The following is a 17,535-nucleotide window of genomic DNA, read 5'->3' as shown; positions in this document are numbered from 1 at the left end:
CGCCTCCATGTATGAGGACGTCTGATTCTACAGACCCCGTCATTCATATTGACCCAACGCTCTGTACTGGATGCAGACGCTGTGCGGGTGTTTGTCCGGTAGATGCCATAGAGGGACTGCCAGGAGAACCTCAAACCGTGAACGCAGACCGCTGTGTTATTTGCGGTCAATGTGTGCAAATCTGCAGCGTATACGCCACAGATTGGGCAGATTCATCTCCGCAGGCAGCCGCCATCAAACGTCAGGAACGTATACGTGAACGCGATATGCCTGCCGACACCGGCGAACCGCTCTTTGCTGCCTATTATAGCTACAGCCTGAATAAGGTAGCTGACATGATGAAGAAGCCAGGACAGCTTCGAATCGTGCAGTGCGCCCCAGCCATTCGTGTGTCACTCGCGGAGGAATTTGGTATGCCGTTTGGTACCCTAACACCCGGCAAAATGGCCGCTGCCCTTCGTCGCCTCGGCTTTGATCGAGTATATGATACGAATTTTGGAGCTGACGTAACCATCATGGAAGAAGGCACTGAGTTGATTCGCCGCGTAACCGAGGGTGGACCGTTACCGATGTTCACATCCTGCTGTCCAGCTTGGGTCCGTTTTGCCGAGATTGAATACCCCGATCTGCTAGACCATCTATCCAGTTGCAAATCGCCAATGCAAATGGTGGGAGCGCTGGTCAAGACCTATGGTGCACAGCTGGATGAGGTGGAACCTGCGAATATTTACAGCGTCGCGATCATGCCATGTACCTGTAAACAATTTGAATGCGATCGTCCCGAAATGGAATCCGACGGTTATCGTGATGTAGATGAGGTATTGACCACGCGTGAGCTTGCATACTGGATCAAGCAACAAGGCATTGATTTTATGAACCTGCCTGATGAGGAATTTGATGCACCGCTAGGTCAATATTCAGGCGCAGGTACTATTTTTGGTGTAACTGGAGGAGTTATGGAAGCTGCCATCCGCACAGGTTATGAACTGCTGACGAATGAGAAGCTGCCAAAGCTCCAGCTGGATTTTGTCCGTGGCGAGGAAGGCATTCGAGTAGCGGAGGTACAGGTGGGCGAATTGCAGCTCAAGGTAGCGGTCGTCGCTGGACTCCAGCATGCCTATCAGCTCCTGGATCGTGTGCAGGCAGGCGAATGTGATTATCATTTTATTGAGGTTATGGGCTGTCCAGCTGGATGTATCAGCGGAGGAGGGCAACCCAAGCTCATGTTAGAAAAACAAAAAATCGAGGCTTATCGTGCGCGTAAATCGTCCATCTATGGACATGATGCTGCATCTCAGGTGCGCAAATCGCATGAGAATCCTTTTATCATCAAGCTGTACGATGAATTTCTAGGTGAGCCGCTAGGTCATGTATCACACCATCTGCTGCACACGACCTTTCAAAAGCGTGGACCTGGCAGGCAGAGCCGCAGCAGCAGTGATATGTCCGTCAAAGGACATAACGATTATCCCATTCATTAGTACGTTCAACACATAGATATAATCATTAGAAATTATAATTTGCCGTTAGTTAGAGAGGAGTCGAGTTAGTATGAATCGCTTTGTTTTAGCTGATCCCGATCAGTGTATCGGCTGTCGTACCTGTGAAATCGCATGTGTTATCGCACATTCATCGGAGAACCCTTTTATCTCGCCAGATGACGAGTTTCATTTTCACCCTCGCTTAAAGGTGATCAAATCCTTTGGAGTCACCGCACCTGTCCAGTGTCGTCACTGTGAGGATGCCCCATGTGCTAATGCTTGCCCGAACGGCTCCATTACGAACGCAGACGGCTGCATTCTTATTAACAGTGAAAGTTGCATTGGCTGTAAAACCTGCATGATCGCCTGCCCTTACGGCGCGATTACCATGGTGCCTCAATACAGAGACGGACAGCCGGTCGTGCAAGACGGACTGTACACTAATGTGTCGGGTCGTTTGCAACCCAAAGAACGCATGATTGCCAGCAAATGTGATTTGTGCGAAGGTGTGGATGGCGGACCGGCCTGTATTGGAAAATGTCCAACGCAAGCCCTCAAGCTGGTCGAGCCAGATCTGGTTCATGCACGGGTTGAGGAAAAACGAGCTGCAAGTGCACGTCAGCTGCTGCATATGACACGCATTCCGGCGACGGGTCTATAACATGACTCCGTCTTCTCCTCTGGTCAAAGTTATGCGGACCGAACGGGATGCACTAGGAGACATGGAAATTCCTGCGGAGGCCTTGTACGGTATTCACACCGCACGTGCGATGAACAATTTTGCAGTCAGCGGCAGGCCCGTGAACAGAAACCTGATTCACGCTCTTGTATTGGTGAAAAAAACGGCTGCTCAAGTCAATGGTGAGCAGAAACGGCTACCTACTCACCGGGTGTCTGCCATTGTAAATGCCTGCGATGAATTACTCGCTGGACGGCATCAAGATATGTTTACCGTAGATGCCATGCAAGGCGGTGCAGGCACCAGTACCCATATGAATGTAAATGAGGTCATTGCTAATTTGGCCATCGTACAGCTAGGGGGGCAGCCAGGGCAATATGAGCTTGTACATCCGCTGGATGATGTGAACTGCTGCCAATCTACGAATGATGTCTATCCTACGGCGCTACGAATTGCTGCGATACGCCTGCTGCGCCCTTTATGTGACACGATGTCTTCGTTACAAAATACTTTACAGCAAAAAGAAATAGAATATGCCGACCTGCTCAAGCTAGGCCGCACACAGCTAATGGATGCCCTGCCTATGATGGCCGGGCAAGGCTTTGGTGCCTACGCAAAAGCTATAGCGCGTGACCGTTGGCGCCTCTATAAAGCCGAAGAACGGCTGCGAGAAATCCCAATTGGAGGCACGGCGATTGGCACAGGTATGAATGCGCCTCGAGCTTACAGCTACCGGATGGTCGAAAAGCTGGCGGACGAGACTGGATTAGGACTATGTCGTAGCGACCACCCCATGGACCCGATTCAAAATATGGATGTCTTCGTTGAGGTATCGGGTCTACTTAAATCCGCTGCCGTAAATCTGCTCAAAATATCTGGCGATTTTCGTCTGCTGGCCTCTGGTCCTTTCGGTGGTATCGGTGAATACATGCTGCCTCCGGTCCAAGCTGGCTCCTCTATTATGCCAGGCAAGGTCAATCCGGTGATGGCAGAAATGGCCGGATTGACAGCGATGCGCGTGATGGCCAATGATGCGGCTATCACGATGGCTGCTGCCTCTGGACAGCTGGAGCTGAACGCGTTCCTACCGTTGATTGCCGAGTCGCTGCTGGAATCTCTGCACATTCTCAGCAATGCCGTTCAACTGTTCGAGGAACGGTGTGTGCGCGGTCTGATCGTACATGAGGAACGCTGCTCTGCTAATCTGCACAGCTCAGCTGTGATGGCTTCTGCGCTAGTCGCGGAACTTGGCTATGATGAAGCTGCTTCCATTGCATCAGCAGCCATTGCACAGGGGCGCTCACCAGAGGATATTGCAGAGGATCGCGGTCAACTGACCCGTGCGCGGATTGACCAATTGTGCCATCCCTATACCGTTACCAAGCCCGGAATTCCGGGGCAGGAAGAAGGAACTCACCATGGAAATGAATGATACCCCGAGAAGCAACCGACCACATATCGTTCTGCTTGGTCGCCGAAATGCAGGCAAATCCAGCATTCTGAACACCTTGACCGGCCAGCCCGCCGCTGTGGTATCACCTATAGGAGGAACGACTACGGACCCCGTTTTCAAGCCGATGGAGCTACTTCCTGCGGGTCCCATTGTTCTGGTGGATACCGCCGGACTGGACGATGAGGGTGAGATCGGGGAGCTGCGCCGCAACAAAACGCTAGAAATTCTTAATAGTACAGACTTGGCTCTGCTGGTCATCGACGCCACTGTTGGCGTCGGACCATTCGAGCATGAGCTGCTTGAAAAGCTACGCACTAAAAAGATTCCTGTCATTGGGGTACTTAATAAAATAGATACCCTTGCTGAATCAGATCCGATGGCTGCAACGCTGGGGAACGAATTGAATCTCACACTGATTCCTTTCAGTGCCGCTATGCTTCGGGGGGACACTGAACTGAAAAAGGCCATCACGAATACACTCCCCCAAAACGAAGATCGCTTCCGCATCGTAGGTGACTTGTTGTCACCTGGCGATCTGGTCGTGCTGGTGGTTCCTATCGATAAAGCTGCGCCAAAGGGTCGATTGATTCTGCCGCAGCAGCAAACGATCCGTGATACGCTAGAGAGCGATGCCATCGCTGTAGTGACCAAAGAGCATGAACTACGTTTGACGCTGGAGCGACTGGGGCGCAAACCCCGCCTGGTCATTACCGATTCACAGGTCTTTATGAAAGTCGCAGCCGACACACCCAAGGATGTACCTCTTACCTCTTTCTCTATTCTGTTTGCCCGTCATAAAGGCGATCTGGACGAACTGGTGCGAGGAGCAAGAGCCATTGATCGCCTCAAGGATGGAGACCGTGTACTCATTGCCGAAGCCTGCACTCACCAATGCCAATCTGACGATATTGGTCGAGTGAAGATCCCTCGTTGGCTCCGCCAAACGATAGGCAAACGTCTCATTATCGAGCATGCATCCGGCTCCAGTTTCCCTGACGATTTGAGTGAATATGCGTTGGTTATTCATTGCGGTGCCTGTATGCTCAATCGGCGTACAATGCTTCACCGAATGTCTGAAACGAAAGCGGCCGGCGTGCCGATTGTTAACTATGGTGTTTTTATCGCTTATGTACAGGGGGTCTTTCCCCGCGCTATTGAATGCTTTCCATCCGCTATGCTGGCCTGGGAGCAAGCGGCTGAAGCCGGAAGTTATTCCTAAAATAACTCGCCATTAATATTTTTTTCTCTAGACATACAAAAGCAGCCGCGCTGATTCCAACGCGACTGCTTTTTATGTTCAAATGCTATTATTATAAATAATAAGAATTTTCATAGCGTGAAATGATACTACCCATATTATATAATGCTAAAAATACAAATCGCGCTCGCCTGCTTCTAATCGTTCAAGTCTGTCGAGCGTCAAACGGCGCGTCGATTCACGTGGGATACGCTCCAGATTCTCTCGCAACGCGGCAGCTCCCAGTTCACGTGCCTCCTCATCCCCATAATCCAGTAGATATTCTTGGAAGGTCAGCAGCGAATTCGGCTGGCACACATTGTGAATTTGTCCGGATTTGGCAAGCTCCATGAAGCGATCTCCGGTTCGTCCCTCACGGTAGCAAGCTGTGCAGTAGCTTGGCATATATCCGCCACGGCACAGACTTTTAATAATTTCCGATGGTGAGCGATGGTCTCCCACCTCAAATTGAGGCTTATCCTCCGTGTCCTGTTTGGCATAGGCCCCTACGCCCGTAGCTGATCCAGCACTAATCTGTGACACGCCTAAACCAATGACACGGTCTCTATATTCCGGCTCCTCGCGTGTAGACAGGATCATACCAGCATAAGGGACAGCCAGTCGAAGGACGGATACAATTTTCATAAAATCATCATCGTTGACCAGGTACGGATATCGCTCCAGGTCTACATTTTCAGCCGGACGCAAGCGTGGAACCGAGACCGTGTGAGGCCCACAGCCAAAGACTTCTTCCAAGTGCTCGGCGTGTTTCAGCATGGCTACAGTTTCATAGCGGAAATCATACAAACCGTACAACACACCGATCCCCACATCATCTATACCTGCACGCATAGCCCGGTCCATTGCGGTGGTGTGCCAATCAAAGTCCCGTTTTGGTCCTTGTAAGTGAAATTTGCGATAGCTTTCTCGGTGATACGTTTCCTGAAATAGAATATACGTTCCAATACCCACCTCTGCCAACTTCCGATAATCCTCTTCGGTAGTGGATGCAATATTCACATTGATCCGCCGAATGCTGCCATTATCTACTTTGACCTCATAGATCTGGCGCAGACAATCAACGATATAGTCAATGGGACAATGGACTGGGTCTTCCCCCGCTTCCAGTACGAGTCGCTTGTGTCCCAGTTCTTGAAGTACTCTGACCTCTTCCACCAATTCCTCCGGGGTCAAGCGGCTACGCGTAAAGCTATCATTGGTATGTTTATAACCACAATATTCGCAGTTATTAACGCAATGATTGCTTACATATAAAGGAGCGAACAGCACAATCCGATTGCCATAAATCTGCTCTTTGACTGCCCGCGAAGATTTGAACATCTCTTCCAATAATTCAGGATCATCCACATGCAAAAGAGCCGCCGCTTCACTTGCATTCAGTCCGCGGCAGGCTCTACCCTTTTCTAAAATTTCCAAAATGCGTTGTCGATTGGTTGCCTCTTGTTTCCCCTGCTCCACTGCAGCCATAATCTCTGCTTCATTAATAAAATCCGCCGACACTTTCTCCCGTACTCCACTCACGTATACCCATCTCCTTATTTATGGTTACTGCACTGTTTCCGTCACGTTTCACACTGTCCCCTGTCTCATAAGCTGTCGTTGCACTCTCAAACTATCGCCGCGCCCCATATCAACTTCAAATCCAGCTCCACGGATCCGCAGCTCCAAGCAATGTCTACATTGGGCAGACTCATCACCCAAACATATTTTATTCTCATAAATCGCATACTTAGGCCTCACCGCCAGTGGCGACAAATTAGGCATCACCACATTCGCTCCCGCCTGAAGCGCCTTCTCCCTTCCTTGGGGATGAATCGTCCCCATGGCCGTGGATGCCGGAATAAGCGCATCTGGAACGACCAATCGGGATAATGAGATGATATCAAGTGCCTTTTCCATGCTCCCCTGGCTGGCCTCACGAAGCGGCGTGTTGCTATGTGGTAAAAAGGGACCAATCCCGATCATATCTGGCGACAGGCTATGCAAATAGACCAAATCGTCTGCTAATTCACTGTTCGTTTGTCCTGGCAATCCCACCATACATCCAGCCCCGATCTGAAAGCCGATACGTTGCAAAGCCAGCAGACGGCTACGCCTGCTTTCGATCGTCATCGTCGGATGCAGCTTGGCGTACAAACTGGGTGAAGCTGTCTCATGCCGGAGCAAAAAACGGTCCGCACCCGCCTCGTATAATCGCTCATAAGTTTCGTCATCCCGTTCACCGATGGACAATGTAACCGCCACATCTGCAAAACGGCTTTTAATTTCCCGAATTAGTTTCGTCAGCCGAGCAGCCGTAAACCAGTAATCTTCCCCACTTTGCAAAACAAAGGTCCGATAACCCAGTTCATACCCCTCCGCGCAGCAGGCCAGAATTTCTTCCGGCTGCAAACGGTAACGGTCAGCCTGTTTATTCGAAGCACGCAGCCCACAGTACATGCAATCCTGACGACATATACTTGAGAATTCAATTAATCCTCGTAAAAAAACACCTTTGCCATAACGCTCCAATTTGGTGCGAGCTGCCAGTTGGCGCAGCTGAGCTCGTAGCGTCGGCTCACTATCCAGACGTGTTAGCAGTTCCGCCATTTCTGTATGCGTCCATTCCTTGCCATCAGCCAGACGCAGTAATAATTCGTCCGTGACTCATCCCTTCTTCCCTCGTCCATCCGGACTTTACATCATCAGCGACTTATATCGTACATGTATTATTCTAGCAACATTAGAGAGAATATAACGTGACTAGTTTCACAAAAAATCCCATTTTCTGAAAACCAATTTCATTCTCAACTTAAAAACCACCTATTCATCTCTACACACAAAAAAAGCTGCCTCCTCCCTTATGGAAGAAACAGCTTCTGTCGATGGTTCTGTTTATCACTGAATCAAATCAATCGCTTGCTGGGGTACAAAATAATCAACGCCGTTAAATACGACTACACCGTTGAGCGTAGAATTTTTACCATTGAGTGTAGCAAAATTTTTGTATACTGGAAGCTCCAGCTTGTTACTGCCTTTGGTCACTGTAATGACTTTCGTGTCTGCAGTAAACTTGGCTCCTTTAGCTTCAAAAGCGGCTTTTGCAGGAACAAACAGTTGCTTGCTGACTGTATCCAAATTTAGTCCAAGTACACGTGTCATATACTTATTTACATCCGTATTGTCGATTACACCGGATGGACGGTCTCCGTTCGGCGCGTACGTGTACAACACAACATCGCCTCCTGTATGTCCACCCGTAGTCCAGCCAATATTGGCACGTTTGCTAATCATCGGTCCGACGGCATAATTCACGCTACCTTCTTTAGCATTTTTAATTGTCTTTACTTCTTCGTCTGTCAAATCGGTGATGCCAAAATACGTGGAAAGCACCTCTTTAATATTGCTGCGATCTGCATTCAGCTTGGCTTCCAAGCCTTCCCCCGTTAGCTTCGCTTTTTTCAGCGGGTCTATAAAAGAAGCCAAAGGCGTTTTGTCATAATTGCTAGTTGTATCACTGCTACCAATCGTCAATCCACCGTTTCCGTGGTCTGTCACTGCTACGACGACAGTATTTTGATTTTGCTTGGCGTAATCCAGAGCCACTTTCACTGCATCGTCAAATGAAAGCACGTCACTAATAATTCCCGTTGGATCATTAGCATGTGCAGCCCAATCCACTTTACTGCCTTCTACCATTAAGAAAAAGCCTTTATCATTTTTGGATAACACATCAATGGCTTTCGTTGTCATTTCTGCCAAACTAGGTTCCTTGGATGCATCGCGATCCAAGTTATACGCGAGGGCTTCGGGAGAAAAGCTGCCCCAGAGCTTGTTGGAGGTCGAATTTTTCAACCCTTCAGGTGTTGTGACAAAATCATAGCCCTGGTCTTTAATTTGAGCAATTATATCTTGGCCGTCCTTACGCCCTGCTGGCTCCAAAAACTTGCCTCCTCCACCTAACACAACGTCAACTCCGTTGTAGGCTTGTTGCATGCTGAGTGCATCATAATTTTTACGGTCAGGATAATGTGCGGTAAAATCAGCTGGTGTCGCATGCATAATCTCCGAAGTAGCAATAATTCCGGTCGATTTCCCTGCTAGCTTGGAAGCCTCCAGAATGGAAGCTACAGGTTTTTTGGCATCACCTGCTGCGATCGGTTGTTGTCCAGGCATCGTCGCTTCATCCGGAAGAACACCTACATAGCCAGTATGTGATTTATGTCCTGTGGCAAAAGCTGTACCCGCTGGAGCAGAATCGGCAATCGGTGCATCCGCGGAATGCGTGCGCACCATGCCGCTTGCCATGCTGTCTAACGTTAAAGATGATCCTTTGTACCATCTAGCCAGTGCAGTAGCGTCATTAGCCATACCGTCTGGAATCAGAATAATTACATTTTTAATTGATGTATCCTTCTCGACTGCCATCGCTGTCCCGCCGCTTACGGTTAGCATCATTGTCGCTACGAGTGCAGCCACCGATTTTTTCGTATGTATCCCCCAACATTTTAGCATTCATTTTCCTCCCAGACCTTTTTTGTACAACCAGAACTAAGATTAATTAGGTTTTATCAGGAGAATGTTAAGGGAATTCATTATCTGTATTAAAAGGCGCTATTTGTGAAAAAACACTTCATCTATATAAAACTTGTGACACATGAGATTCGTTAGGATTGGGCATTTAATTTTATTATTGTATAATCAGTCTATAATGTAATAGGAAAAGCTTATAAGATAAGGAGCATGAAATTCGATGGAGTTCAGACAGCTTCAGTACACCCTGCAAATTGCAGCGGAAAAAAACTTCTCACGTGCCGCAGAAAAACTGCATATTGCCCAGCCTTCTTTGAGCCAGCAATTGTCCAAACTGGAAAAAGAGCTTGGGGTGCTGTTGTTTCAACGCAACACCAGCACGGTGGAATTAACACATGCCGGAGCAAGCTTTGTGGAAAAGGCAAAAAAAATAGTCGACGCGGTGGAGCAACTCCGACAGGAAATGGACGATATCTCTCAGCTGAGAAAAGGGAAGGTCGTCGTTGGCAGCATGCCTATCACGGGCTCCCATTTGCTGCCGCATGTGCTGCCTGTATTCAAGAGGGCTCATCCAGACATTGAAATCGTGTTAGTCGAAGATTCCTCCATGAATCTGGAGAAAAAAACGGCAAGTGGCGATACAGATCTCAGCCTGCTCTCTCTTCCCTTAGTAGAACCTACACTTTCTTATGTGCCCATCGGCGAAGAATGGATTGATCTCGCCGTTCCTCCGGGTCATCCCCTAGCCGTGCGTAAAATCGGTGACCAGCCGCAGCCCGTGCATATGGAAGAACTTAAAGACGAGCCTTTTGTCGTCCTGAAAAAAGGGCAAGGCTTTCGCAAGCTGACGATGGATCTGTGTCATCAAGCAGGCTTTGAACCCAATGTGGTGTTTGAAAGCACTAATATGGAGACACTCCAATCGCTCGTCGCGACAGGTATGGGCGTGACACTCGTCCCCCGTTTTATCGCACGGGCCGCCAGTAGCGAGTTTGTTCCAGCATTGCTGCCACTAGCCGAACCTACCCCCAGCCGCACCCTAGCGATTGCTTACCGGAACGGACGTTATTTGTCTAAAGCTGCCGAAGCTTTTATTGATACCTTCCGAGAAACGGTCAAGCAACTTTCTCAAAAGTAGCCTCGAACGTGAAAAGGACCGTCTTCCTCCCCAGCCCAAGCCAGAGAGGAAGACGGTCCTGGGGCTTCGCCCCTATACTTTCAATACTGCAATTAGATCACGGGTTCGATTACACTGTTGCGATGTTGCTTCCATCTGTCTTCAACGAACCACATTTCATGTTCATTTGAAATTCATGTCAGCCTCGCCTGATTACTCTACGCTTGCTCGGAAACTCCACTTTATCCATCCCGCATCACTTCTTTCCTTAAGGTCTCTAGTCTTGGTATCCAAGAATGTCCTACCTCAGTTCCAATGTGCTGTGTGATCCCAAAGTGTCTGTCCTCGCCTTGTTGTGATCAGGGTCTCCCTAGATGTGGTGGACTTTTGTCCTGATCATAGCCCATTTCATAGTTGTTTCCGACAACCTGTCTATTTAAGCCTCTCGGCCGTGACAGGCCATCCCTATTCGCCAGTTCGGATCTACTTTGGTTATCCATCGTTATCAACCTCCTGGTGTCGGGATACTATTATAATACACCTATAGGCTGTATCTGAAACAGGCGGAACAATTTTTTTATCGGGAAGAACCAAATGCTTGCTGCACGTCAGCTTCACTCACTTGTGTCTTAAAAACCAGTTTCGAAGGATCTTGAGGCGAATATATAACCTCTATAATACTTCCCTGCTGCAGTTTGGATAGTTGGGAAGAGAAAACATCCTTTTGCGTGGTTACATTAAATGTTTCGCCACTGCTTTTCGTCACCGTCAGCGTAAATTGAAGCTTGATTTTATTGGGCCCCGCTTCCCCCATGGGTGTGACATCCAGTATCTTCGCATAGGCTTGCTCACCGGTTTTGGCAATTTCCATCAGCTCAGGCGATACGCCCTGCTTGACCATCTGCTCATTCATTAACGCTTGCAAATCCATTTGCGACACCTGACCTTTCAGGTCAAGACCTACCTTCATTTTGTCTTTCTCAGATACGATCAACGGAACGATCGAGCCCGGCTGAAATTGAGCCATGGAGGTCAAAGGAATAATTGTCGTCAAAGCAGTATCATATTTGTCTTCTCCCTGTTTGGTTACGGTCAACCCGAGCTTTACCTGCGGCTGATTATTTACATAAGTCCCTGTTTGTTGAACACTTGTAATGATTCCCACTCCAGGAACACCCTTCTTGACTTTACCGCCTCCAAAAAATAGACCTAAAATACCCGGTAGAAATATAAGCGCAAATCCTGTATAAATTAACGGCCGATACCACGGAGCATCCATAATCAAAAATGGATCATCCCATAAATATTCAGCCAGAAAAGGCGAAAACCCTACGCCAAACACCAGAAGTACCCCAATCAGACTTAAAAATCCTTTCATCCTCCAAAACCCCTTTTTCAATCATCTATTTTAAAAATATACCCGCAAGAATGGTGAAACGCTCCAATCATTTATGCTGTCACCAGCCCCATATAAATCAGCTCTGATGGATTTACCGAATTGCTACCCAGCCCCACTGTATCTCCGGGCCGCGGAATTTGCAGCTTGGAAACGAGTGTTTCCAGTGTTTTTTGGTATCGATTGCCGTTAACTTCCGTCACATCTAGTACAAGCACCACAATCGGATCAAAATTTACGAGCTTCCCGGTATCTGTTACCGAAATGACAACCGCAGTCGCTGCCATCGCCAATCCACCGTTAGCCGCTGCTTGAGCTTGTCTTGCCGAGTTTAAGCTCTGGTTGATCTGTTCCCGATGCTCTTTGGGGATCAGACCTTTCATAAATAATCCGGATAAGCCCTTATTCATCAGTTGATCTGCATGTTCTATCGCATCCTGCTGTTTTTTCTTCTTGCCGAAAAAGTTCATCATGTGGCTGCACCTCATATTTTGTATTGTTGTTGTGCCTTATGAATTCAGTATAAAAGACGGTATCCGGCATCACAATATGTTTTGGCACATACAAAAAAACCGAAAAAACAGCAGCTTTAAACTGTATTTTATCGGTTTAGTTTTGAACTTTGGGGCGTTTTGCACAAAATTTTGCGCACTTCGGAGCATTCTTTTACACGATCATCTGATCGTTTTGTGAAAAACGAATGCATTCAGACTATTTTTTACGCAAAAGATAGACCAGTTTACGATAATACGCTGATGATTCTTTATAACGACGACTGTCCTCGGACACTACAGCCAGCGTTTCATATAGTTGCTCAAGCCGCGCAGGATGCTGGAGGGCTTCAAAATAAGGCAAGCATTGCTGAGCATGCTTCCAAAAAGCATCCTGTTTTCCCTGGGCAAGCGCAAGCTGGCTTTCATAAAAATCAAGCCCCATTTGCTGATCCGTTGTCAGATTAGTTTTACGCAGCTGATCCAGATGCTGTGAAAGCAGCCCCCAGTTTTTCCGGGCAAACGCAATCTCGCAGCGATATATCAGCGTAACGGGCAGCATCATTTGTTGCATTTCCTCTCGCTCCCGACTCACCAGTGCTTCAAAACGCACCACTTCCTCCAAGGCCTTATCCAGCTCGCCAATCGACGTCAGCATAATAATCCGATTGTTCAGGATCGTCGTGAGCATATCTGCTCCATTTTCCAAATAGACCAAATTGGCCTCCGCCATAGACAACGTTAACAGTGCTTCCTGTACAGAACCCATAGCAAAACAATATCCGCTGTAAGCCACATACAGACCCGTCAAACGGTGAAAAAGCCGATCATCATATACTCTGCGCATCGTCTGCTCAAATACCTGCTTTGCCTGATCAAATTGCTTGACCTGAATGCAGGCCTCCATCATAATGTTTTGCGCATTGAGCCAGTTTTCCGTCCCTTCTTCCACCAGGGGGATGAGCTGCGTAACATTATTTAGTACATCATAATAATGATTTTTAGAGCGGAAATACTGAATTTTATAAAATAAAATTGCTTTTTTTAGCGGTACAGGCAGCTCCACCTCATCCGAGCGACCAAACTTCTCCAAGTAAAAATTCAAATAGGTTTGATGCAAATAATCATAGGCCGTTGGGTCATTTAACTGTTGAAAATAAACAGCCTTCATTAAATAAATCGTCATTTCCACCACGAGCGAATCGTTGCGATCCTCCAACTGATCCACATAGCTTTCCGTAGCGGGATTAGCCAGCTTGGACAGCTCTGTGAAAATCTTATCCGCTGTAGCCAGCGTCTCCTCATCTTCTGCCGATGCACGCAATAGGTAAGAAGGTTGTACACCTAGCCGTTCAGCAATTTGCTCAGCCAGATCCTCAGCCAGCGGGTAACGATCAGCCAGTATATTCGCAAAATGTGCAGGTGTAACCAATCCGTCTACCAGTTCTTTACGGGATAGGTTTTTCTTTTTACACAAAAATTCAATGCGTTCCTTAAGCATGGATTATCCTTTCTACAACGACTATCGGTCATACAGCAGGGGACGCCGATCTTCAAACACCGGAATACGCCCACGCACGTCCTGAACCAAGGCTGATTCAATTGATCCTGTGAGAATCTGCTCCTGTTCTCCGCCCTCGGCAATCATTTCTCCCCATGGATCAATGATGAGCGAATGCCCGAAGAAATCGGTATCTCCGCTACGACCTACCCGGTTACAAGCGATGACATACATCTGATTTTCAATAGCCCGTGCGGTTAGCAGGGTACGCCAGTGATGAAGCCGGGGATGAGGCCATTCTGCGGGTACGATTAGCAAATTTGCGCCGGACAGAGCCAGACTGCGGGCCAGTTCAGGAAAACGGATATCGTAGCAGATTGACGCCCCAGCCTGAATCCCGCCATCCAGTACGAATACAACCTTTTCCTCGCCAGGCTGTAAATATTTCTCTTCATCCATAAGTCGGAATAGATGAATTTTGGAGTACGAAGCTATCTCTTTGCCTGTACGGTCAAAAACGAGCATCGTATTATACACATGACCGTCGCTTTTTTTCTCTGCGATTGACCCTGCTACTACATTCACTTGATGGGTGGCGGCAAATGCTGCTATCCATGCCCGGGTCTCCGTCCCTTCTTCGTCCGCCAGCTCATGAATGCGATCCAAGGCATAACCCGTATTCCACATTTCCGGTAGAACAATCAGATCTGGCTTTTGTTCGGCCTTCACCGCTTGTTCCATTAAAGATCGGATATGACTGTGGTTTTCGGGGGGATTTCCTATCTCTATATGAGCTTGTATAAGTGCCACACCGAATGGCTGAGCTTCCTGATACGTCAAAGTCCTTCATCCTCTCTGTGAGCCGGAACTTCCCGTGTCCTGTCGTCCGGTATTTTCTCCCATCATAGCCCGATTAATCTGGATTACGCAACCATGAAAGCTCAATTCCCCCTATACAACTCGGTAAAATCGTGATAGATTGTTTCTTAAACTATTCCAAAAGGTCGTGTACATTGATGACTCATTTTTCTATTCCCTCAGCTGACGTCATGAAACAGTTACCCACTCAATTTTTTGCCACACTTGTACAAAATGTAAATCGTGAAATTGCAGCAGGGCATGATGTCATTAATCTCGGTCAGGGAAACCCGGACACTCCTACTCCACCCCATATTGTAAAAGATTTACAGGAATCAGCGGATAACCCGCTGTATCATAAATATTCACCTTTTCGCGGCTACAGCTTTCTCAAAGAAGCCGTTGTCCAGCGCTATCAGGAGGATTACGGTGTAACGCTTGACCCGGAAAGCGAGGTCGCCATCCTGTTTGGCGGGAAAACAGGCTTGGTTCAGCTACCGCAAGTTTTACTCAATCCGGGCGATGTGTGTCTCGTCCCTGATCCCGGATACCCGGATTACTGGTCTGGCGTAGCCTTGGCAAAAGCGGAAATGTCATTTCTCCCCTTAAAGGAAGAGAACCGTTTTCTGCCCGATTATGAGGCCATTGCCGAAGAAGATCGCCGCCGCGCCAAATTAATGTTTCTTAATTATCCGAATAATCCCACTGCGGCAACTGCCCCACTCTCCTTCTACGAGGATACGGTTGAATTTGCGCTACGTAACAATATTGTGGTTGCCAGTGATTTTGCCTATGGCGCTATTGGATTCGATGGCGAACGGCCAGTGAGCTTCCTTCAGGCTGAGGGGGCTAAGGACGTGGGAATTGAGTTCTATACCTTGTCCAAAACATACAACATGGCCGGCTGGCGTGTTGGTTTCGCGCTCGGTAATGCCAAAATTATTTCACTGATTAATCTGCTGCAGGACCATATTTATGTAAGCCTGTTTGGCGGCATCCAGGCAGCAGCGGCGACAGCTCTGACGTCTTCGCAGGAGTGCGTAGGCCAGCTGGTGGCCCGCTATGAATCACGCCGTAACGCTTTTTATGATGCACTTGGGCATATAGGTTGGAAGGCGCCACGCCCAAGCGGCTCCTTCTTCAGTTGGTTACCTGTGCCGCAGGGCTATAGCTCGGCTTCTTTTGCCGATCTGCTACTGCGTGAAGCCAAGGTGGCTGTCGCTCCAGGGATCGGCTTTGGTAGCGGCGGCGAAGGGTATGTGCGGGCAGGGCTTCTGAGCTCAGAAGCCCGACTGACCGAGGCAGCTGATCGAATTGGCAAGCTAAACCTGTTTGGTTAAGCCGTATTTTCCAGCTACAACTTCTTTGCCAAACCTGGTCTTTTCGTGGTATTCTGTATCCAATATCATTTAGCGCGTTGAAGGGACTATTAAGAGAGACCCGGTCCTGTTCAGAGAGTAAATTCCGATAGGCTGCAAGAATTTACCTGGACTCTCTCCCAACTCCTATCCCCGAGCGCCCTGCGCAATCAGGCGGTCCCTGCCGTTAACAGGTCTTAAGTGGGATGATCATGAATCATCAATGAAGGTGGTACCGCGGAAGCACAAACTTTCGTCCTTTGCATACAAAGGATGGAAGTTTTTTTGCATTAAAAAGAGTAAAATTAAGGAAGTGGACGTCTTGTCAACACGTATCGTAATTAAAATCGGTAGCAGCTCACTGACTGGAGTGGAAGGTGGCCTAAATCGGGAAGCCATCGCTTATTTTGCTAGGGAAATCAGCTTGCTTCGTGCAAAAGGCCATGAAGTGCTGCTGGTTACATCAGGCGCTGTAGCCGCCGGATTCCGAGAGATTGGGTATCCCTTTCGGCCCAAACTGCTGCATGAGAAGCAAGCGGCAGCTGCCGTCGGCCAAGCTCTTCTCATGCAAGCCTATGAGCAGGCTTTTAAAAATTTTGACCTCGTGATCGCGCAGGTTCTGCTCACCCGTAGTGACTTTTTGAGCCGCAAACGGATGAACAACGCCGGAATGACTGTAGAAGAATTGCTGCGCCAGCAGGTTATCCCGATTTTTAACGAAAATGACACCGTATCGATTGACGAATTGAAATTCGGCGATAACGATATGCTGTCTGCGCTAGTTGCCAATCTGGTTAAAGCTCAGCATTTGATTATCATCACGGATACCGATGGCGTATATACGGCTGACCCGCGCAAGCATCCAAACGCCGTACGTTTTGAACGTATCGAGGAAATTACTGAAGAGATTTATGCATTAGCCGGAGGTTCTGGATCAGCAGTAGGGACTGGCGGCATGCGCTCCAAAATCGAGGCTGCCAAAGTTGCTACACGCGGCGGTGTGCCTGTATATGTCGGCCGAGTAAGCGCAAATGGTGATCTGAACGCAGCTGTCGAAGGACACGGACCGGGCACTTATTTTGATACCCACCTCTCTTCACTGCCGATGAAAAAACAATGGCTTGGATTTATGTCCACCCCTCTGGGCTCGGTGCATGTAGACCAAGGGGCCGAAGAAGCGTTGGTACACGGAGGACATAGTCTGCTTCCGGTTGGCGTACGGCGTGTCGAGGGCAGCTTTCATGCCGGAGATGTCGTTGAGGTACTGGGACCGGAAAATAAGGTGTTAGGACGAGGCATTGTCAATTATGATGATGAACAGCTTAGAATGGTACAAGGTTTACCTAGCGGCGAGGTTGTGGGCAAAATTGGTCCCATCCATCGGCTTGAGGTGATCCACAGGGATGAATGGATTACATTATGTATGTAGGG

15 protein-coding genes are annotated in these 17,535 nt (G+C 48.3%); 7 read left to right on the top strand and 8 right to left on the bottom strand.

Going from position 1 to position 17,535, the window contains the following annotated elements:
- Positions 1–11 precede the first annotated feature (11 nt).
- The 4 genes from ACXHJ2_RS08885 (at position 12) to hydF (ending at position 4,832) form a co-directional block, all read left to right on the top strand.
- Positions 12–1,481 (top strand): [FeFe] hydrogenase, group A, encoded by a 1,470-nt coding sequence (locus ACXHJ2_RS08885; RefSeq protein WP_081317870.1) that lies wholly within the window; start codon positions 12–14, stop codon positions 1,479–1,481.
- A gap of 70 nt (positions 1,482–1,551) precedes the next feature.
- Complete coding sequence (locus tag ACXHJ2_RS08880; protein WP_013371605.1) at positions 1,552–2,142, top strand: 4Fe-4S dicluster domain-containing protein; 591 nt, start codon at positions 1,552–1,554, stop codon at positions 2,140–2,142.
- A 1-nt stretch (position 2,143) separates the two neighbouring features.
- A complete protein-coding gene (locus ACXHJ2_RS08875; RefSeq protein WP_081317850.1) occupies positions 2,144–3,592 on the top strand; it encodes an aspartate ammonia-lyase in 1,449 nt (482 codons plus the stop codon).
- A complete protein-coding gene (gene hydF / locus ACXHJ2_RS08870) occupies positions 3,579–4,832 on the top strand; it encodes a [FeFe] hydrogenase H-cluster maturation GTPase HydF (protein WP_165082408.1) in 1,254 nt (417 codons plus the stop codon). The genes ACXHJ2_RS08875 and hydF overlap by 14 nt, the downstream gene beginning before the upstream one ends.
- A gap of 147 nt (positions 4,833–4,979) precedes the next feature.
- Here hydF and hydG read toward each other — a convergent pair whose 3' ends face one another.
- From hydG to ACXHJ2_RS08855, 3 genes are all read right to left on the bottom strand, one after another.
- Positions 4,980–6,392, bottom strand: a complete 1,413-nt coding sequence (gene hydG, locus ACXHJ2_RS08865) for a [FeFe] hydrogenase H-cluster radical SAM maturase HydG (RefSeq protein ID WP_013371608.1) — start codon at positions 6,390–6,392, stop codon at positions 4,980–4,982.
- 48 nt (positions 6,393–6,440) lie between these two features.
- A complete protein-coding gene (hydE, locus tag ACXHJ2_RS08860) occupies positions 6,441–7,493 on the bottom strand; it encodes a [FeFe] hydrogenase H-cluster radical SAM maturase HydE (RefSeq protein WP_269203447.1) in 1,053 nt (350 codons plus the stop codon).
- Between the two features lie 255 nt (positions 7,494–7,748).
- Positions 7,749–9,365, bottom strand: a complete 1,617-nt coding sequence (locus tag ACXHJ2_RS08855) for an alkaline phosphatase (protein ID WP_165082406.1) — start codon at positions 9,363–9,365, stop codon at positions 7,749–7,751.
- Positions 9,366–9,603: 238 nt separating this feature from the next.
- On the opposite strand from ACXHJ2_RS08855, the gene ACXHJ2_RS08850 reads away from it, so the two are divergent.
- Entirely contained in the window at positions 9,604–10,521 is a 918-nt protein-coding gene (locus ACXHJ2_RS08850) for a LysR family transcriptional regulator (RefSeq protein WP_013371611.1), read from the top strand.
- 338 nt (positions 10,522–10,859) lie between these two features.
- Here the strand turns inward: ACXHJ2_RS08850 and ACXHJ2_RS08845 are convergent, their stop codons facing one another.
- From ACXHJ2_RS08845 to ACXHJ2_RS08825, 5 genes are all read right to left on the bottom strand, one after another.
- A complete protein-coding gene (locus ACXHJ2_RS08845; RefSeq protein ID WP_165082404.1) occupies positions 10,860–11,000 on the bottom strand; it encodes a hypothetical protein in 141 nt (46 codons plus the stop codon).
- Positions 11,001–11,077: 77 nt separating this feature from the next.
- A complete protein-coding gene (locus tag ACXHJ2_RS08840) occupies positions 11,078–11,878 on the bottom strand; it encodes a hypothetical protein (RefSeq protein WP_058711556.1) in 801 nt (266 codons plus the stop codon).
- 71 nt (positions 11,879–11,949) lie between these two features.
- The gene (locus tag ACXHJ2_RS08835) at positions 11,950–12,369 is read right to left on the bottom strand and encodes a hypothetical protein (RefSeq protein WP_165082402.1); all 420 of its coding nucleotides are present in this window, start codon (positions 12,367–12,369) and stop codon (positions 11,950–11,952) included.
- A gap of 238 nt (positions 12,370–12,607) precedes the next feature.
- Positions 12,608–13,888 carry a helix-turn-helix domain-containing protein gene (locus tag ACXHJ2_RS08830; protein ID WP_165082400.1) on the bottom strand — a complete coding sequence of 427 codons (1,281 nt, stop codon included), beginning with the start codon at positions 13,886–13,888 and terminating at the stop codon, positions 12,608–12,610.
- Between the two features lie 21 nt (positions 13,889–13,909).
- The gene (locus ACXHJ2_RS08825; RefSeq protein WP_165082398.1) at positions 13,910–14,728 is read right to left on the bottom strand and encodes a carbon-nitrogen family hydrolase; all 819 of its coding nucleotides are present in this window, start codon (positions 14,726–14,728) and stop codon (positions 13,910–13,912) included.
- Positions 14,729–14,904: 176 nt separating this feature from the next.
- Here ACXHJ2_RS08825 and ACXHJ2_RS08820 point away from each other — a divergent pair, with 176 nt between their 5' ends.
- Positions 14,905–16,086: a pyridoxal phosphate-dependent aminotransferase gene (locus tag ACXHJ2_RS08820; protein WP_165082396.1), complete on the top strand. Its 1,182-nt coding sequence runs from the start codon at positions 14,905–14,907 to the stop codon at positions 16,084–16,086.
- A gap of 241 nt (positions 16,087–16,327) precedes the next feature.
- A complete protein-coding gene (gene proB / locus ACXHJ2_RS08815; RefSeq protein ID WP_014599974.1) occupies positions 16,328–17,533 on the top strand; it encodes a glutamate 5-kinase in 1,206 nt (401 codons plus the stop codon).
- The last annotated feature ends 2 nt before the right edge of the window (positions 17,534–17,535 follow it).

It is taken from the genome of Paenibacillus sp. ALE3 (genome assembly GCF_054113405.1).
The sequence above is the reverse complement of the archived record's forward strand: the minus strand, read 5'-3'. Positions and strand labels throughout refer to the sequence as shown.